The organism is Mesorhizobium sp. M7A.F.Ca.US.005.03.1.1, from assembly GCF_003997975.1.
GTDB classification, from domain to species: domain Bacteria; phylum Pseudomonadota; class Alphaproteobacteria; order Rhizobiales; family Rhizobiaceae; genus Mesorhizobium; species Mesorhizobium ciceri.
The window spans coordinates 26,283-44,409 of the sequence record NZ_RZRO01000057.1; the positions used below are offsets into that span (position 1 = coordinate 26,283).

At 62.6% G+C, this 18,127-nt stretch carries 14 protein-coding genes; 10 read left to right on the top strand and 4 right to left on the bottom strand.

Annotated features, from left to right (window positions below):
* The first annotated feature begins 6 nt into the window (after positions 1–6).
* The 4 genes from EN990_RS22070 (at position 7) to EN990_RS22085 (ending at position 3,727) form a co-directional block, all read left to right on the top strand.
* Positions 7–813, top strand: a complete 807-nt coding sequence (locus EN990_RS22070; RefSeq protein ID WP_127384702.1) for a 4-pyridoxolactonase — start codon at positions 7–9, stop codon at positions 811–813.
* 25 nt (positions 814–838) lie between these two features.
* A complete protein-coding gene (locus EN990_RS22075) occupies positions 839–2,017 on the top strand; it encodes an alanine--glyoxylate aminotransferase family protein (protein ID WP_127368229.1) in 1,179 nt (392 codons plus the stop codon).
* A gap of 33 nt (positions 2,018–2,050) precedes the next feature.
* Positions 2,051–2,797, top strand: coding sequence for an SDR family NAD(P)-dependent oxidoreductase (locus tag EN990_RS22080; RefSeq protein WP_127368230.1), 747 nt, complete (start codon positions 2,051–2,053; stop codon positions 2,795–2,797).
* 93 nt (positions 2,798–2,890) lie between these two features.
* Positions 2,891–3,727 carry a sulfite exporter TauE/SafE family protein gene (locus EN990_RS22085; protein ID WP_127368231.1) on the top strand — a complete coding sequence of 279 codons (837 nt, stop codon included), beginning with the start codon at positions 2,891–2,893 and terminating at the stop codon, positions 3,725–3,727.
* 21 nt (positions 3,728–3,748) lie between these two features.
* Here the strand turns inward: EN990_RS22085 and EN990_RS22090 are convergent, their stop codons facing one another.
* The 4 genes from EN990_RS22090 to EN990_RS22105 all read right to left on the bottom strand — a co-directional run bounded on the left by EN990_RS22090 (position 3,749) and on the right by EN990_RS22105 (position 11,128).
* Positions 3,749–5,080, bottom strand: coding sequence for an HlyD family type I secretion periplasmic adaptor subunit (locus EN990_RS22090; protein WP_127368232.1), 1,332 nt, complete (start codon positions 5,078–5,080; stop codon positions 3,749–3,751).
* 13 nt (positions 5,081–5,093) lie between these two features.
* Positions 5,094–6,932, bottom strand: coding sequence for a type I secretion system permease/ATPase (locus tag EN990_RS22095; RefSeq protein ID WP_127368233.1), 1,839 nt, complete (start codon positions 6,930–6,932; stop codon positions 5,094–5,096).
* Positions 6,933–7,036: 104 nt separating this feature from the next.
* Positions 7,037–10,162 carry a DUF5801 repeats-in-toxin domain-containing protein gene (locus tag EN990_RS22100; protein WP_127384703.1) on the bottom strand — a complete coding sequence of 1,042 codons (3,126 nt, stop codon included), beginning with the start codon at positions 10,160–10,162 and terminating at the stop codon, positions 7,037–7,039.
* 318 nt (positions 10,163–10,480) lie between these two features.
* Positions 10,481–11,128: a response regulator transcription factor gene (locus EN990_RS22105; RefSeq protein ID WP_127368235.1), complete on the bottom strand. Its 648-nt coding sequence runs from the start codon at positions 11,126–11,128 to the stop codon at positions 10,481–10,483.
* Between the two features lie 699 nt (positions 11,129–11,827).
* Here EN990_RS22105 and EN990_RS22110 point away from each other — a divergent pair.
* The 6 genes from EN990_RS22110 to glyA all read left to right on the top strand — a co-directional run.
* Complete coding sequence (locus EN990_RS22110; RefSeq protein ID WP_127368236.1) at positions 11,828–13,084, top strand: aminomethyltransferase family protein; 1,257 nt, start codon at positions 11,828–11,830, stop codon at positions 13,082–13,084.
* Between the two features lie 143 nt (positions 13,085–13,227).
* Entirely contained in the window at positions 13,228–14,121 is an 894-nt protein-coding gene (locus EN990_RS22115; protein WP_127368237.1) for a methylenetetrahydrofolate reductase, read from the top strand.
* Complete coding sequence (gene purU / locus EN990_RS22120; RefSeq protein WP_027163729.1) at positions 14,118–14,984, top strand: formyltetrahydrofolate deformylase; 867 nt, start codon at positions 14,118–14,120, stop codon at positions 14,982–14,984. Before EN990_RS22115 ends, purU begins: the two co-directional genes overlap by 4 nt.
* A 55-nt stretch (positions 14,985–15,039) precedes the next feature.
* Complete coding sequence (locus EN990_RS22125; protein WP_024505109.1) at positions 15,040–16,245, top strand: aminotransferase class V-fold PLP-dependent enzyme; 1,206 nt, start codon at positions 15,040–15,042, stop codon at positions 16,243–16,245.
* 13 nt (positions 16,246–16,258) lie between these two features.
* A complete protein-coding gene (locus EN990_RS22130; protein WP_127384704.1) occupies positions 16,259–17,218 on the top strand; it encodes a D-glycerate dehydrogenase in 960 nt (319 codons plus the stop codon).
* A gap of 78 nt (positions 17,219–17,296) precedes the next feature.
* Positions 17,297–18,127: serine hydroxymethyltransferase (gene glyA, locus EN990_RS22135; RefSeq protein ID WP_164766142.1), on the top strand; the 831-nt coding region annotated here is incomplete at its 3' end.

Below are 18,127 nucleotides of genomic sequence, written 5' to 3' on the forward strand. Positions count from 1 at the left end.
GCAAGAATGTCGGATACCAAGGTCTACCTGCTCGACGGCGGCTCGCTCGTTCTCGACGGCTATCATGTGTTCTGGAACCGCGGCCCTGGCGGCGAAGTGCGCTTCCCCGTCTATTCGATCCTGATCGAACATGCCGAGGGCCGGTTCCTCATCGACACCGGCTACGACTACGATCACGTGATGAAGGTGCTGCCGTTCGAAAAGCCGATCCAGGAAAAGCACCAGACCATCCCAGGCGCCCTGGCGCTGCTCGGCCTCGAACCGAAGGACATCGACGTTGTCGTCAATTCGCATTTCCACTTCGATCATTGCGGCGGCAACAAGTATTTTCCGCACGCCAAGAAGATCTGCCACCGGACCGAGGTGCCGCAGGCCTGCAATCCCGAACCTTTCGAGCATCTCGGCTATTCCGATCTGAGTTTTTCGGCGGAGGCTGCCGAAGCGCGTGGCGCGACCGGGCAATTGCTTGCGGGAACGACACGGGCGAATTCGACCTTTGAAAGCATCGATGGCGACGTCGAGCTTGCCAGGGGCGTCCGGCTGATCTCGACGCCCGGCCATTCGATCGGCCATTACAGCCTGCTGGTCGAGTTCCCCAAGCGCAAGCCGATCATGTTCACGATCGATGCGGCCTATACGCAGAAGAGCCTCGAGACGCTGTGCCAGGCGGCCTTCCACATCGATCCGGTGGCGGGCGTCAATTCGATGCGCAAGGTGAAGAAACTCGCCGAAGACCATGGCGCCGAGCTGATGTACTCGCACGACATGGACAACTTCAAGACCTACAAGACCGGCACGCAATTCTACGGCTGACCGCCGCCAATCCGGAGACAAGACGATGCGCTATCTCGAACACGCCGATCCGATCATCACCCTGACCGCGGGACCGGTGAACGCCTATGCCGAAGTGCTGCGCGGTCTCGGCCGCACGGTGCTCTACGACTACGACCCGGCGTTCCAGCTTTTCTATGAGGGTGTGGTCGACAAGGCGCAAAAGGCGATGCGGCTGTCGAACAAGCCGGTCATCCTGCATGGCGAGCCGGTGCTTGGCCTGGAGGCCGCCGCGGCCTCGCTGATCACGCCGGACGATGTCGTGCTCAACCTTGCCTCCGGCGTTTACGGCAAGGGGTTCGGCTATTGGGCGAAGCGCTATTCGCCACATCTGCTCGAGATCGAGGTGCCCTACAACGAGGCGATCGATCCGCAGGCGGTCGAGGCAATGCTGAAGAAGCATCCGGAAATCACCATCGTGTCGGTCTGCCACCATGACACGCCATCCGGCACCATCAATCCGATCGACGCCATCGGTGCGCTGGTTTCAGCGCATGGCGGCTATCTCATCGTCGATGCCGTCTCGTCCTTTGGCGGCATGAGGACGCATCCGCAGGATTGCAAGGCCGATATCTATGTCACCGGCCCGAACAAATGCCTGGGGGCGCCTCCCGGCCTGACGATGATGGGCGTCAGCGAGCGGGCCTGGGCCAAGATGAAGGGCAACGAGGCAGCCCCCCGCGCGTCGATGCTGAGCATCGTCGACTGGGAGCATGCGTGGTCGCGGGAAAAGCCGTTTCCGTTCACGCCGTCGGTCTCGGAGATCAACGGGCTCGATGTCGCGCTCGACCTCTATCTCAATGAGGGGCCGGAGGCGGTATGGGCGCGCCACGCGCTCACCGCCAAGGCCATGCGCGCCGGCGTCACCGCGATGGGCCTGTCGATCTGGGCCGCCAGCGACAGCATCGCGTCGCCGACCACGACCGCTGTCCGCACCCCCGAAGGCGTCGACGAGAAGGCGCTTCGCCAGGCTGCCCGTGCCCGTTACGGGGTGGTGTTTTCGTCTGGCCGCGGCGAGACATTGGGCAAGCTGACGCGCATCGGCCATATGGGTCCGACCGCCCAGCCGATCTATGCGATCGCGGCGCTGACGGCACTTGGCGGCGCCATGAACGCGGCCGGCCAGAAACTGGCGATCGGCAGGGGTATCGACGCGGCGCTGGCCGTGATCGACGCCGACGCCTGAACAGATATCACCACGGATTGAGGGAGCATTTTCATGACTGAACGGCTTGCGGGGAAGACGGCCCTGGTTACGGGCGCTGCGCAGGGTATCGGCAAGGCGATCGCCGCGCGGCTCGCCGCCGACGGGGCAACCGTCATCGTCAGCGACATCAATTCCGAAGGCGCCAAGGCGGCGGCCACGGCAATAGGCGGAAGGGCGAGGGCGATTGCCGCCGACATTTCCGATCCGGCCTCCGTCAAGGCACTCTTCGCCGAAATCCAGACCCTGACCGGGGGCATCGACATCCTGGTCAACAATGCCAGCATCGTGCCGTTCGTCGCCTGGGACGATGTCGACCTCGACCATTGGCGCAAGATCATCGACGTCAATTTGACAGGCACCTTCATCGTCAGCCGCGCCGGCACGGACCAGATGCGTGCGGCAGGCAAAGCTGGGCGGGTGATCAGCATCGCATCCAACACCTTCTTTGCCGGCACGCCGAACATGGCGGCCTATGTCGCGGCCAAGGGCGGCGTCATAGGCTTCACCAGGGCGCTCGCCACCGAACTCGGCAAATACAACATCACCGCCAATGCGGTGACGCCCGGCCTGGTCGAGAGCGACGGCGTCAAGGCGAGCCCGCACAATGAGGCGTTCGGCTTCGTCGAGATGCTTCAGGCGATGAAAGGCAAGGGGCAGCCGGAACATATCGCCGATGTGGTCTCGTTCCTGGCTTCCGACGATGCGCGCTGGATCACCGGCCAGACGCTCAATGTCGACGCCGGGATGGTGCGCCACTAGCCAAAGCGCATCCCAAAACCTGTTGCGCATTTCCGGGCGACCTGCATGGGGTCGCAGCAGCGGACGAGCGCGGCCAATCAAGGAAAAATCACAGTGGACTTCGGATTCGACACGTCGGCTTTCGACGGGCTGACGATTGCAATGCTGGTCGCCGGTCTGGCCATGACCGGAATGGCCTCCGGCGTGCTCGCCGGTCTGCTGGGGGTCGGCGGCGGCATCGTCATCGTCCCGGTGCTGTTCTGGGTGCTTAGCCTGTTCCACTTTTCGCCTGCTGTGATCAGCCATCTGGCTGTCGCGACGTCGCTTGCGGTCATCATCCCCACCTCGATCTCGTCAATGCGGTCGCACAACAGGCGCGGCAATGTCGATCGGCCTCTGCTCACTCTGTGGGGACCGGCCGTTTTCGTGAGTGCCCTGATCGGTGGCATCACGTCGAAGTTCATCCCGGGCGCCGGCTTGCGGCTGGTTTTCGGCGTCGTCGGCCTGCTGGTGGCCCTCAACATGGCGTTGCCGAAGCACCTCGTGATCTCCGATCACTTGCCGCAGAGCGGCTGGATCAACCGTGCGATCGCTTCTGTGATCGGCTTTGTCTCTTCGCTCATGGGAATTGGCGGCGGCACGCTCTCGGTGCCGACGCTTTCCAGCTTTTCCTTTCCGGTGCACCGGGCCGTCGGCACATCGTCGGCGCTTGGCCTGCTTATCGCGCTTCCGGCAGTGGCCGGCTTCATCTGGTCGGGTCTCGCAATTGCAGGCAGGCCTCCGCTCAGCCTGGGTTACGTCAGCCTGCCGGCGGTTGCCATCATAGCGCCCGTGAGCTTCCTGTTCGCACCCTTGGGCGCAAGGCTCGCCCACGCGCTCAATCCGCGCTACCTGAAACTTGCCTTTGCATTCTTCCTGGCGATCACGGCCGGGCGAATGCTGCTGTCTTGAATTTCGCTGGGCGGCGTACGGCTATTTTTCCCGCATCGCCCGGCGGAAGTTCTGCGTGATCGGCTCGGCGAGATAAGAGAGAACGGTGCGAGCCCCCGTCCGGATCATCGTCTCGCTCGACATGCCGGGCAGCAGCTTGCGGCCCTCCAGCTTGCCGAGTTCGCTTTTGTCGATCAGAACCGTCGCGGCGAAATACGGTGCGCCGCTTCGTTCCTCAACCATGCGGTCAGCCGACACGATCTCCACGACACCCTCGAGCGGCGGCAGGTTGTAGCGGGCGAAGGCCGGGAAGCTGACGCGCGCGGGCTGTCCGGGTGTGATCGTCTCGACATCCTCCGGCTTGACCATGGCCTCGACCACGAGTTGTTGTCCGAGCGGTACGATCGTCATCAATGTCTCACCGGGTTTCACGACACCGCCCGCCGTATGGACCTTCAGCTCCATGACGATGCCGTCAACGGGCGCGACGACGTTGGTACGGCTCAGCACGTCCCTGGCGGAACGCTCCTGCTGTCCGAGGTCAAACAATTCCGCCTCGACCTTGCTCAACTCGTCGACGGCCTCGTTCAGACGCACTGTGTTGAGGTTCAGGATCTGCATGTCGATCTCGGCCATTGCGCTTCCGGCACGGGCGATTGCCGCGACATTGGTGGCGCGCTCCCCCTCGATCTCCCGCTGTTGGCGTCTGAGCAACAGGTTCCGTTCGCGGGTGGTCAGCCCTTTCTTGAGCAGCCCCTCAAGGTCTTTGCTTTCACCCTCGATTGCCTCGATCTGTTTGTCCTTGGTGACGATAAGCTCTTCCAGTCCCTTTATCTCCTCCTCGGTCTGGTGGCGGCGCTGGCTGAGGATTTCCCGCTCGTCCGCCAGATTGTGGTGCTTCGCAGCGAACACGTCACGCTGTGCGGCCACCGCGTCCTTTGCGGCGGCGGCGGGGTTTGCAAGCAACGCCGGATCAAACTCGATCTCGGCCCTGCCGTCACGCTCGGCCCTGAGACGCGCGGCCAGCGCCTCACGCGTTGCTATCCGGTTCTGGATCAGGTCGAGCTGCGCTTTTGCCTGCGTGTCGTCGAGCCGGACGAGGATCTTGCCCGCCTTGACGATATCCCCGTTGGCGGCGTTCAACTCCGCAATGATGCCGCCCTCGAGGTGCTGGATCAGCTTGCGGTCGCCGGCGACCTTGATAACGCCCGGCGCCACAGCGGCGCTGTCCAACGGCGCCAGAGCCGCCCAGCCCCCGGCCACGCCGAAGAACAGGAACATGATCGCGAAGCCGGTGCAGGTCACGCCTGTCAGGCGCAAGGGCAGCGGTTTCAGCAGAGAGGGTGGCGGGGTGGGTAACAGCACGACGCTCATATCTGTCCTCGTTTCATGCCTGGTTCGCCACTTCGGTCGTGCTCAATGCACTTTGACGCGACGGACGCTTTGAAGAGGGGCTTGGCCCGTTGCCGACGCCGATCACGGCGGCGGAGATTTCTGGCGCGTGACTCACAGGTATCTGGCTCACCTGGCGGATGCGCGCGGCGAGTTCGTTGAAGACATAGTCACGTGAACCGAACAGGTCTTGCTGGCCACGGTTGATGACCAACACCTTGTCGACCTTCTCCATGATGTTAGGGCGGTGTGCGATCAGGATGACGGTCGTTTTCGTCGCCTTGGCGATGCCGATGGCGGCGGCCAGCGCGTCTTCGCCCTCCTTGTCGAGGTTGGAATTGGGCTCGTCGAGGATAAGGAGTGCCGGGTCGCCGTAGAGTGCCCGCGCCAACCCGATGCGCTGGCGCTGCCCGCCTGACAGGACGGCGCCGGATTCGCCGATCTCGGTGGCGTAACCCTTCGGCAGTCCCTTGATCAGTTCGTGGACTCCGGCCAGCTGCGCGGCCTTGATCACGCTGTTGAAGACCGTTGGATTGAGAGTGGCGAAGCGGCAGATGTTTTCCGAGACGGTGCCGGCGAAGAGCTCGATGTCTTGCGGCAGGTAGCCGACGTGGCGGCCCCGGTCCTCCGACGCCCATTGGGCGACGTCCATGCCGTCGAGCAACGCACGGCCTGCGGATGGGCGCCAGGCGCCGGCCAGCACGCGCGCCAGGCTTGTCTTGCCGGCCGCGCTCGGACCGATCAACGCCATCACTTCCCCGGGGTTGAGGTGGAAGTTGATTCCTTTCAGAATCGGCTCGCCGCCGCCCTGCCGGGCGAGTCCGATGTTGTCGGCCTCAAACCTGCCTTTCGGGCGCGGCAACGGCAAGGCCGGTGTGGCCTCCTGGTACTGACCGGCGACTGCAACCAGGCGTTTGTAGGCGGCGCGGGCCCCTACGGTCGCCTTCCACGTGCTGATCGCCTGTTCGACCGGGGCCAACGCGCGGCCCATCAGGATGGAAGCGGCGATCATGATGCCGCCTGAAGCCTCGTTCCGCAGTACAAGATAAGCGCCGAGGCCGAGGATGGCCATCTGGAGGGCCTGACGGAAGGAGCGCGCGATGGCCGAGATGGTGCCGCCCCGGCTGCTGGCGCGGGATTGTCCGTCGTTCGCCTCGTCCTGGTGGACTTTCCAAATTTCGAGCAGGGGCTTCAACATGCCCATGGACTGCACGACCTCGGCGTTCCGGATCACGGCGTCAGCCTGTGTGTAAGCCCGGACCTGTGCGCTGCCGGCTTCCGTCAGCGGCTTGCGTGTCATGTACTCGTTCAGGATCGCCAGTGCCAGCAATACAATCCCACCGCACAATGCCAGCCAGCCCAACCAGGGGTGCATGAGGAAGATGGCGGCGAAGAAGATCGGCGCCCAAGGCGCGTCCAGGATCGGGTAGATGCTCGGGCTTGTGAAGAAATTCCGCACCTGATCCAGGTCGCGTAGCGCGCGGGTGGTAACCTGGCCGGGCGCCGCGGCGGCGTACTCTACCGATGCGGTCAGGAGAACCGGCGCTAACCGCGCGTTCATCCACGTTCCGACTTTGGCCAGCAGGCGCTGGCGCACCACTTCCAGTGCCGCCATTGTCGCGAGCGCCGTGGCCGCGATCAACGTCAAGGCGACCAGTGTCTCCGTGCTGTGACTGCCCAGCACGCGGTGGTAGACTTGGAGCATGTACAGCGCCCCGGTCAGCATCAGCACGTTGATCCCGGCGCTGAACCAGACGAGCGGCCGGATGGCGCGTCTGGCCTCTTTCATCACCACCTGCAGGGCAGAGGGACGTGAGTTAGCTGGTTTGGCCATGTTATGTCTCTGCTCGGCGTGCGGGTTGCAACAGGCGCGCGAGGCACGCGATTGTGTCCACAGGGGGAGGGAGGCAGCGCTAACTGCCTCCCCTTGGCTCAGTGCTAGACGATGTAGTCGTTGCTGACGGTCACCGGGATGTGCTGCGTTGCAGTCGGATCGCCGTCCGCGTCAGCCAAAGCGAAGCTGAAGTCGAGGTTGGCGTTGAATGTCCCACTGGTCTGCTGCACAAACCCGATGTCCACGATCTTCAGGACATCGTTATCGGTCGGGTCCCAAGCTGTCAGGCCGCTGGTGGCATTGCTGCCGCCACTGGCTCCGATGCCCCCGTTCAGGTTGATGGCGGTGCCCGTCAACCCGTTGGCGCTCTGCATGATCTGGATGCCCTGTATCTGGTATGTCTCGCCAGCGACCGTGTAGTCGTTCTGTTCGAGGATAAGCAGCGCATCGTTGTTATCGAGCGTGAACTCGGTGCTGTACGGGGAGGGGATATTGGCGTTCCCCTTGATCAGGTCCGAGTTCTGCACGTTGACCGCCCTCGTCACCTCGTTCCCGTTGGCATCCTTCAGGTCGAGGATCAGGACCAGGTCTTCACTGTTGCCGACGCCGTCGAACTTGATGACGACGCCGCTGGCGCTCGCGGTCGGGTCCAGCCGCTCAGTGCCACCATCGGGAGCCTTCGGGTTCACGTCCGTCAGAATGTTCTGTTCGAAGAACCGCAAGGTCAGAGCTTCACCCTTCTGGATTGTATCTCCAGCGACACCGTTGGTGGCCTGGGTTGCAGACACCCAGTCTTCGTGGAGGTTGGTGATCATGTCGTGGGTGGCACCGCCGTTGTTGAACGTGGTGTCACCAACGGTCGCTCCGTCGCCGGTCGAGTTAAAGCCGAACTTGATGGAGTTGGTCGTCGAGTTTGCGGTGAACTGCACGAAGAACGGATCCGGATCGCCGTTCGGCGTCAGTTGCTCCGCAACGATCAGCGGGTGTCCCGTGTTGCCGGTCGGTGCCTTATTCACCAACTCGCTGGTGTGCAACACGTCGAAGCTGAACCCCTCGACCGCGTCGGTCAGGGTGAAAGTGTAGGTGTCGGCAATCTTGTCGAAGAAAAGAGTGCCGCCCGCCGTAGCGTCCTGCACACCAGCCGTGATCGGATCCTTGTCGTAGTGGAATGAGAAGTTGAACGTCGCAGATAGATCGGTCTCAGTGGTGAGGGTTGCGACCGCTTGGGTGATGCCGGGGGTCTGCGCGTTGTCAACCGTACCCGTCAAGTTGATCTGCACACCTGCGAGGGTATTATTGGTATCGACGAAGTCGCTGGCACCCGCCAAATATTCCGCGGCCGTGTGCTTGTCCACCATGTCGTAACCGAAGGTCCCGCTGGCCGTCTGGCCCACCGCGTTGCCCAGATGCTCGGGGCTTTGGATGCCGCCAGCAATGGGATCAGCGTCGAATGGTGCCGTGATCGTCGGATCGGTGTCGTCGAAGATCAGCGACAGCCCCGAACTCGTGCTTTGCTGCGACACGACGTCGGCGTCGCCGTCCGTCACCGTCACCGTTGCCACCACGTTGATCAGACCGTTGAGGTCGAGGGTGTTGTCCTCGCCCCCGCCTTGCGGCGCGTTCGAGTGCTCAAGCGCAACCAACGACGTCAGCGTCACCGTCGTGCCGGACAGCGTCACCGTGAACGCCGTCGCATCGAGCGAGCTGTTGCCGTCGCTGTCGTACTTGCCAGAGACCTGGGTGGCCGAGTCGACCACCAGCGTGATGGCATGGTTGCCGTCCGTCGTGACCAGCCCGGTCGCCGCCGCGCCGGCCAGAGCCAGCGCGTAGCCCACATCTGTCGTGTAGCCGTCGACCGCGCTCGCAGTGAAGGTCGGCGGCGTGATCGTCGCCTGGCTCTGCCCGCCAGCCCCGCTGGCCTCGACCACCTCGGCGGGACCGACCGTCACTGCCGCCGTGATCGAAAGCGTCGGCCCGTCATCGTCGAAGTTGATGAAGGAGCCGACCTCTTCGCTATAGGCGTTGGTGCTCGTCGCCGAGAAATGGAACTCGGAGATGTCGCACCCTTCGTTTGCATCGACCCCCTTAACCGCCAGCCGATCCATTGGGCCGCTGGTGGTGACATCGACGGTGGTGGTGTTATCGAGCCCGGTGATGGTGACAGTATTCCCGGTCCCGGTGAGCCCGGTGACCGTGATGTTGCCGCTCCCCGTGGCATAGGTGCCATCGGCGGTGATGAGGGACGCATACCCCGATGTGCCCGTCAACTTGATCCCGGTGATGTCCACGGAGCTGGTCGCAGTGCCGTCAAAGAAGTCCGTGCCTTGTTCGTTGTTCGTAACGTTAAAGGCACTGACTTGGACGTCCACCCGCGCAGTCGGAGTAGAAGGTGTGATTTGGCTGATCGTGAACCCGGCCTGCGTGATGGTCTCGATATGGCCGCCGTACTGGATTTGCGAGGCACTACCTGCGTTCAGGTTTCCGCCGGTCACAAAATCGACCTGCAGAGTTTCGTTCGGATTGATGCTCTGGTTGTTGATGCCGAAGCCCTGTTCACTGACGTTGGCGGTGCCACCGTTCAAACCGATCACCAGAAGCTGCTTGGAAGCGTCATTGGCCGAATTGATCAGGTAGAAATCATTATTGCCGGGCGCGGCGGCCGAGCCTAAGAAACTGGCCACGCTGGTGCCCGTCACCGATGCGAACACCTTGTTGGTCAGATCGATGCGGTCGTCCGGGTTGGTCGCGTCCGGATTGAGCAATGGCACATACTCGACCGTGTACAGGTCCGCATTGGTGGCGCTGGTGTTGATCAGCGCAAGCGAGAAGGCGAGCGGCCCGGTTTCGGCGGGCTCGGCGGCTTGGTCAGAGGTGCCAATGACGCCGATCACGACCTTTGCATCCGTTGGGTCCTGGAACAGCCAGACATAATTGCCGTCCACCGTCCGGATGCCGCTGTTGATGCCGACGGTGGCGGAAAACGGGGTCCCGGAGGCGCTCTGCGTCAGAACGACCGAGGTGATGGTTTCCCCTGCGCTCGCCGAGGCCACCACGAAGTTGGCCTGGAAGGCGACTTCCGGTGAAGTCAGTCCGCCCGGAGCGTCGAGGCTCAGGAGATACTGCAGCGTGGTGTTGGTGATGTGCGGCGGGACGGACGGGTTAACATCATCGTCCTGAAGGCCGATGGTCTCGTCGATGATGATTTCTTGAGTTGTGATGTCGAGTGCCATGGAGATTCTCCCCTTTTTGAACGCACCAAGAAAAGGGGTTCCCCTCCCCAGATGCTGGATGCCCCTACCCGAGTGCACCCGCTGACCCGCTGAATTGCGGCCTTTAATCCTGCAATGTGCCGCCGGCGAAGAGGGCGCGTCCATTCCCGCTTCGATAGTATTGCGGTCAATGTCCGCACCTGATCGAACGATATATATCCTTCGATAGATCAGGCTGGCGGGCGCTGGGAGAGGCCGCGACGGCGCAAGGAAGATGCCGTCGGACGGCTTTCCGGCCGTTGCCTTGCGTACAATGTCCGTGAGAGGGGAGAGGGGCGGTCAGAGCAGGCCGGTTCGGCCCGTTCCTGGACGCTCGACGCCTTTGCCGTGCGTCATCCAGGCCAGTTCCGCCCTGCCGCCGAGATGCAGTTTCTCGTAGACGTGATGCAGGTGCATCTTCACCGTGCCTTCGGATAAATGCAGCCGCTGCGCGATGGTCTTGTTGCGCAGCCCGCGCGAGACGAGATCGGCGATCTCGGTCTCCCGCCCGGTCAGCCGGGACATTGGCTGCGGCTGCGAGCCAGGCATCAGCAGCTGCTGGACGATCTTGTTGTCGATCCACTTCTTGCCCGCCGCCACCGCATTCACGCATTCGATGAGAAAGCGGTGGCTGATGCCGTCCAGAAACAGGCCGTCGACATCGAGTGTCTGTATTTCCTTGACATCGAGCCTGCCGGTTGGCTGCACGATGAAGATGATGCCGAGAGCGCTGTTGCCGGCCTTCAGCCGTGAGGAAAGACCTGATGTCTGCTGGTCCGCGAGATCCACGCCGACGATGACGATATCAGGTTGATGGCGCTCCACATGAGCGAGAACGTCCACAGGGCGGCGACACTGGGCGACAACATCGTGTCCAGCCTTCTGCAACACCCATTCCAGACCGGCGAGATATACCCCCCGCGGGTCCGCGACAACCACTGTTGACATGCGAACACCGTCCGTAAAAAACGCAACGAACTTGGTTAAATACCCGTAAAATCAGGAAACCAGAGCCCACATCGATTGTCAAGGAATAGCTAATATACATATTGCTATAATCTACGACGGACCGGCGGGCTCCCTCGCAGCGTAGCAGGCCGGCTGACGATTCTGCGGAGGCGATGCTGGACCTGGTTGAAATGCCAGCATTCGATCGCACGATGATCCGCGGAATCGAAGTCGAAATCGCCGGACGTCTCACCGCACTCCTGGGTGAGAAATTTGGTAGCGCCAGCGCGCTACCGCCTTTCCCCCCACGCGTCGAGCTGCCAATTCAGGCTTCGATGCTACGGCTGAACGGGCCGAGCTTGTGCGGTGCGACGGCGTTACCTGGTCGACCGCAAGCGAGCATTTGCCGGTGAAGGCTGACAGCGAAAGCAATCCGACGGCGGCTTCAAATATTCAGGTTGAACTGCGGGTATGCCGTCGGCAACCGGGGGCATTCCGAAAAACGCTGCGAAGTGAAAGTCTCACCCAAGATACGGATGAGGCAAGAGACATCTGACTGAGCGGGTTGCTGCTCGCAGGAAGCCGTCCCTGCGGTCTGCGCTTGGATGGTTTCGTTTCCATGGCGCGAGGTGCGCTGTTCCTCACCCGTTGTCGTCGAATGTCGCAGCAAAGTGCCTTGCGACTGGGAGGAGACCTGGAATGAACGACATCAAATTCACGTCCGGCCTGAGCGTGGTGGCAGATGCCCATGTCGCCTTTCGCGGCACGCCCTTCGTCGAACGGACGGCGCCACTGAACCAGAACGCACTCTGGATGCGCTGGGACAGGAACATGGTCGTCGATTGCTACTCCGATATGGTCGAGGAACTGGCGGCTATCCGCAACAGGGTGGCCATGGGCGACATGTCACCACTGTCGAAATATGTCATTGCCGGTCCGGATGCCGAGAGGATGATGGATGCGCTCATCCCGCGCGACATCAAGAAGCTGCAGGTCGGCCAGATCTACTATGCACCGTGGTGCGACGAGAACGGCCATGTCGTCGGCGACGGTCTGGTTTTCCGCATGGACGAAACCACCTTCCGCGTTTCCGCCGATCCCGGCCTTTCCTGGTGGAAGCAGCATGCCGAAGGCCTCGACGTCCGTGTCACCGACATATCCGATAGCTACGGCATCCTCACCTTGCAGGGACCGCGTTCCCGCGAAGTGCTGGAGGCTGTCACCCAGTCCGTGCAGGAATTGCCGTTCTCTCGCTTGGCCATCGTCACAATTGCCGGCAGACGGGTCGAGATCCTGCGCCAGGGTTTTACCGGCGAGCATGGCTATGAATTGTGGGTCAAGGCGGATGACGGCGCCGCCGTGTGGGACGCGGTCGAGGCGGCAGGCAAGCCTTTTGGCATCCTTCCTGCCGGCGCCTGGGCGCTCGACATAGCACGTCTCGAAGCCGGGCTGCTGATCGTTGGCTACGACTATACAAGTGCCGGCCCAGACCATGGCGGCGCCAGCATTCAGGCAGCTGGAAAGTATCGTGCGTCGCCCTTCGACCTCGGCCTGGGCCGGCTGGTCGACTTTCGCAAGGCCGATTTCATCGGCAAGGCGGCGCTGCAGCGCATGTCGAACACGGGTGACCATCGCCAGCTCGTCGGGCTCGACATCGACTGGTCGCAAGCCCTCGACGGCAAGGGGCTTGAGAGCAATGCGCCCGGAAATCTGCGGCGCGTGCAGTGGTATCCGCTGAAAGCCTTTCGCGGCGGCAAGGAAGTTGGGCACGCCAGCAGCGTCGCCTGGTCACCTTCGACCGGCAGGATGATCGGCTTCGGCCATCTGCGGCGTGAGGCCGCCGAGACCGGCACCGAGCTCACGCTGAAGTGGAACAAGGATGGCGTGGCGGCCGATGTCAGGGCGCGTGTCGTGGCGCTGCCGTTCCTGTCGCTCAAACGCGCCGCCAACGGTTAGCGAAACGCTGTTTCAGAACTGAGAGTCCTGTCGTTGCATCCTCCCGTGACGACAAGCCGGGCAGCTGGTCTGCCCGGCTCCCATTGCCGCGGCCTACGGTGCCGCGAAATCGTGAAGCTGGTCGGGAGAGACCTGGAAAGATCATGAACGACATGCGCCAAGAGCTTATCCAGACGCGAGGTTCGGCTACATTTGTGTTCGACGCGGAGGTGTCGATCGAACTGGCACCGGCGCAGGCACCCACCTTTGCGCCACCAGCCGACTGCTTCCCGCTTGGCTCGCGCGTCTTTCTTACTCACCTTCCCGGCAAGCCCGAGGCTTTGCAAATCGAAGCAGCGCGCCGGATCAAGGAGTTGGGCTTTGTGCCGGTGCCACATCTGGGCGCGCGGAACTTCAATTCGGAGCAGGACTATATCGATCTTGTCACCGCCCACAGTCGAAACGGGATAAGCGAAGCGCTCTTTCTTGGCGGCAATCCGGCTCTCTTTCCGGGGCCGTTGGGAGAGGCAACCCAGTTGCTCGCCCATCCCGTGGTCAAAGACAGTGCGATACGAACCGCCTTCGTTGCCGGCTATCCGGAAGGGCATCCAAGCATCGTCGAAGCCGTGCTGACGGACGCATTGCGGCGCAAGCTCGACATCTGTGCCGAGCAGTCGCTGGAAGCCAGGGTCGTATCGCAATTCGCCTTCGATGGCGACATGATCGCCGCCTGGGCGAGCAGTCTGCATACGGCGCATCCCGGGCTGCCGGTTCATGTTGGTCTGGCCGGTGTGACCAGCCTTACCAAACTCATCCGGTTCGCCATGATGTGCGGTGTCGGCCCTTCGATCGCGGCGCTGCGGCGTTCCGCCAGCGGCCTCTTCAACATCGTGGCCGACCGGAACCCAGCCGAGATCTTACAAACCATGGCGGCAAGCTACCCGGCGCCGACCGCGCCACTACACCTCCATTTCTTCCCATTCGGCGGATGGGAAAAGACGCTTGCCTGGTTCGCCGATTATCGCGAGGCGTGCTGGCCGCGGGTCAACGAACGATGAATTGTGCAGCGCTTCGACTGTCGTTCATTCTGACGCTGTCCTGCGAAGACCAGGCCGGGATCGTAGCGGCAGTGACGACCGAACTCGCCAACCTTGGCACGAACATTGCTGAAAGCAGCCAGCATTGGGACAGGGCCTCGAACCGTTTCTTCATGCGCATTGCCTTTTCGGCGCCCGCCTGGGTGTCTGCCGATGCCATCACCAAGGGACTTGCGCCTGTGGTGGATCGCTTCGGCCTGAGCAGCCGCCTGCTTGAGCGGAGCCGTCGGCCGAAAATCGTCATCATGGTCTCGAAGTTTGACCATGCATTGCTTCACCTCATCTACCAGATCCGTGTTGGCTGGCTCGAAGCCGAGGTCGCAGCGATCATCTCCAACCACGAAGACAGCCGCGAAACTGCGGCATGGGCTGGCATTCCCTACCACGTCTTGCCCATCTCGAAGGAGAACAAGCAGGAACAGGAAGGCCGGATGCTGGCGGTGATCGAGGACGTCGGCGCCGACCTCGTCGTCCTGGCTCGCTACATGCAAGTGTATTCCGACGACCTCGCGGGGCGCCTGTTCGGCAAGGTCATCAACATCCACCATTCGTTCCTGCCAAGCTTCAAGGGCGCGCGGCCGTATCACCAGGCTTTCGAGCACGGAGTGAAGCTGATCGGCGCCACGGCTCACTATGTGACCGCCCAACTCGACGAGGGGCCGATCATCGAGCAGGAAACCGAGCGGGTAACGCATTCCATGAGCGTCGAGGATTTTATCGCGGCCGGCCGTGACATCGAAAGCCGCGTTCTGGCGCGTGCCATCAAACGGCACCTCGAAGCCCGCGTGATGATCAACGGACGAAAAACGGTTGTGTTCGCGTAAGGCGGCAACACCGACCCGTGTGTGGCGATGCTCATATCAACAGGAGAACCAGATCATGAAAAATGGAACGGCGCATCTCTTTATCCCGGGTCCGACCAACATTCCCGACGCTGTGCGGCGGGCCATGAACGTGCCGATGCAGGATATGCGCGCACCGGATTTTCCGGAACTGGTGCTGCCCTTGTTTCGCGACCTGAAGCGGATATTCAAGACCGAGACCGGCAGCGTCTTCATCTTTCCGGGCTCAGGCACCGGTGCCTGGGAAGCGGCGATCTCCAACACGCTCAATCGTGGCGACCGGGTGCTGATGTCGCGTTTCGGCCAGTTCTCGCACCTGTGGGTCGATATGGCCGAGCGCCTTGGACTTGAGGTCGATTGCATCGATGTCGAATGGGGTGAGGGGGTTCCGCTCGACGCCTATCGGCAACGGCTGGGCGACGACAAGGGCAGCAAGATCAAGGCGGTATTCGCCACCCACAACGAGACCGCGACCGGCGTGACGTCCGACGTCGCCGGCGTGCGTGCCGCGCTCGACGAAACGGCTCACGATGCGCTGCTGTTCGTCGACGGCGTCAGCTCGATCGGCTCGATCGATTTCCGGATGGACGAATGGGGCGTCGACCTCGCCATCACCGGTTCGCAGAAAGGGCTGATGCTGCCTGCCGGTCTCGGCATCCTGGCGGTGAGCGCCAAGGGTCTGGAAGCGCACAAGCAGTCGCGCATGGAGCGTTGCTATTTCAGCTTCGAGGATATGCAGGCTTCGTCCAAGACCGGCTTCTTCCCCTATACGCCGCCAACGCAGTTGCTGCTTGGCCTGAGAGCCAGCCTCGACCTTATCTTTGCCGAGGGACTGGAGCAGATTTTTGCCCGGCACCACCGGCTCGCCGAAGGTGTGCGCCGCGGCGTGCATGCGTGGGGACTAAAGCTCTGCGCCAACGAGGAAAAATGGTGGTCGGATACGGTTTCGGCGATCGTCGTCTCCGAGGACGTCGATGCCAGACAGGTCATCGCCAACGGATATTCCAGATATCGCACATCCTTCGGCGCGGGCCTCAGCAAGGTGGCTGGCCGCGTGTTCCGCATCGGCCATCTCGGCGACCTCAACGAGGTCATGTGCCTCGCCGCCCTGGCCTCGGCGGAAATGTCGTTACGCGACGCCGGAGCCCGAATCGAGGCCGGCTCCGGTGTTGCCGCTGCGCAGGAATGGTACCGCGCCGAGATCGGCCGGACCTTGCAGCCGCGGCACGAACGCGCGGCTTGAGAGGATCGTAGCCATGAGCAAACCGAAGGTAATCGTTACCCGGCGCTGGCCGCATGAGGTCGAACAGCGCCTTGGCGACCATTTCGATGTCACGCTGAATGAAGCCGATCGGCCCTATGAGCAACAAGAGCTTCGCCAGGCCCTGCTGCTTGCCGATGCCGTGCTGCCGACCGTAACCGACCGGCTTGGCGCGGATCTCTTTGCAGGCGGGGTCAGGGCAAGAATACTTGGCAATTTCGGTGTCGGCTTCAACCACATCGACATTGCCGCTGCCAGCGCAGCAGGGCTGATCGTCACCAACACGCCCGCCGTGTTGACCGATGCCACCGCCGATCTCGCCATGACGCTGCTTTTGATGTGCGCGCGCCGTGCCGGAGAGGGCGAGCGCGAGCTGCGCTCCGGCAAATGGACCGGTTGGCGGCCGACGCATCTCTGCGGCACCCAGGTCAGCGGCAAGACCGTCGGCATCATCGGCATGGGAAGGATCGGCCAGGCCATGGCCAGGCGCTGTCACTTCGGCTTCGGCATGGAGGTCGTCTTCTTCGACAGCCAGCCGGTTCCCCACCCCGGCATGCCGGCGCGGCAGCTGGCGACTGTGGACGAGGTGCTGGCGGCCTCGGATTTCGTGTCGCTGCATTGTCCGGGCGGTGGCGAAAACACCCGCCTCATCAACGAACGTCGTCTTGCCCGCATGAAGGAATCAGCCTTCCTGATCAACACCGCGCGCGGCGATGTGGTGGATGAGGACGCACTGGTCCAGGCGCTGCGTGAGCGTCGGATTACTGGTGCCGGGCTCGACGTGTTCGAGACGGAGCCGTCCGTGCCGCGCGCCTTGACGGAGCGTGAAGATGTCGTGCTGCTGCCCCATCTGGGTAGCGCCACCAGCGAAACGCGCATCGCAATGGGCATGCGGGTGATCGACAATCTGTCGGCCTTCTTCGAAGGCCGCACCCCGCCTGACGCAGTGAACTAGCTCCCCGTTTCAGTTCCAACACCAGGCATGGCGACGCCGAAAACCGTGTCCGCCTTTTGCCGCCAGGAGACGAGCAGAATGACCGGCTTTTTCCAGAGGAACCTCAAGCTCCAGGATGCGGTGGTCGCCGATGCGATTGCACGCGAGATGGGCCGGCAGCGGTCCGAAATCGAGCTGATCGCATCCGAAAATATCGTTTCGCCGGCTGTGCTGGAGGCACAAGGCTCGGTGATGACCAACAAATATGCCGAGGGCTATCCGGGGCACCGCTACTACGGCGGCTGCCAATATGTCGATCTGGCCGAAGCGGCTGCCATCGACAGGGCCTGCCGGCTGTTTGGCGCGGCGCACGCCAATGTGCAGCCGCATTCCGGCGCCCAGGCCAATGGCGCGGTGATGCTCGCCATGCTGAAGCCGAGCGACACCTTCATGGGTCTGTCGCTCGCCGCCGGCGGGCATCTGACGCACGGTGCCCGGCCGACACTGTCGGGAAAATGGTTCAACGCCGTGCAATACGGCGTGCGCCAGAGCGACTGCCTTATCGACTATGAGGAGCTAGAGGCCAAGGCGCGGGAAACACGGCCAAAGCTGATTATCGCGGGTGGATCGGCCTATCCGCGCATCATCGACTTCAAGCGCATCCGGGCGATCGCCGATGCCGTCGGCGCGCTGATGATGGTCGACATGGCGCATTTCGCCGGCCTGGTCGCCGGCGGCGTGCATCCCAACCCGGTGGAGGTCGCCGATATCGTCACCACCACGACGCACAAGACGCTGCGCGGCCCGCGCGGCGGCATGATCCTGACCAACAACCAGGACATCGCCAAGAAGCTGAATTCGGCGGTGTTCCCTGGCCTGCAGGGAGGCCCGCTGATGCATGTCATTGCTGCCAAGGCCGTTGCCCTGGGT

What these genes read in the sequence shown, in the direction of transcription:
- EN990_RS22070 (WP_127384702.1), top strand. Translation starts at nt 7, where the DNA reads ATGTCGGATACCAAGGTCTACCTGCTCGACGGCGGCTCGCTCGTTCTC.
- EN990_RS22075 (WP_127368229.1), top strand. Translation starts at nt 839, where the DNA reads ATGCGCTATCTCGAACACGCCGATCCGATCATCACCCTGACCGCGGGA.
- EN990_RS22080 (WP_127368230.1), top strand. Translation starts at nt 2,051, where the DNA reads ATGACTGAACGGCTTGCGGGGAAGACGGCCCTGGTTACGGGCGCTGCG.
- EN990_RS22090 (WP_127368232.1), bottom strand. Translation starts at nt 5,080, where the DNA reads ATGAGCGTCGTGCTGTTACCCACCCCGCCACCCTCTCTGCTGAAACCG.
- EN990_RS22095 (WP_127368233.1), bottom strand. Translation starts at nt 6,932, where the DNA reads ATGGCCAAACCAGCTAACTCACGTCCCTCTGCCCTGCAGGTGGTGATG.
- EN990_RS22100 (WP_127384703.1), bottom strand. Translation starts at nt 10,162, where the DNA reads ATGGCACTCGACATCACAACTCAAGAAATCATCATCGACGAGACCATC.
- EN990_RS22105 (WP_127368235.1), bottom strand. Translation starts at nt 11,128, where the DNA reads ATGTCAACAGTGGTTGTCGCGGACCCGCGGGGGGTATATCTCGCCGGT.
- EN990_RS22110 (WP_127368236.1), top strand. Translation starts at nt 11,828, where the DNA reads ATGAACGACATCAAATTCACGTCCGGCCTGAGCGTGGTGGCAGATGCC.
- EN990_RS22115 (WP_127368237.1), top strand. Translation starts at nt 13,228, where the DNA reads ATGAACGACATGCGCCAAGAGCTTATCCAGACGCGAGGTTCGGCTACA.
- purU (WP_027163729.1), top strand. Translation starts at nt 14,118, where the DNA reads ATGAATTGTGCAGCGCTTCGACTGTCGTTCATTCTGACGCTGTCCTGC.
- EN990_RS22125 (WP_024505109.1), top strand. Translation starts at nt 15,040, where the DNA reads ATGAAAAATGGAACGGCGCATCTCTTTATCCCGGGTCCGACCAACATT.
- EN990_RS22130 (WP_127384704.1), top strand. Translation starts at nt 16,259, where the DNA reads ATGAGCAAACCGAAGGTAATCGTTACCCGGCGCTGGCCGCATGAGGTC.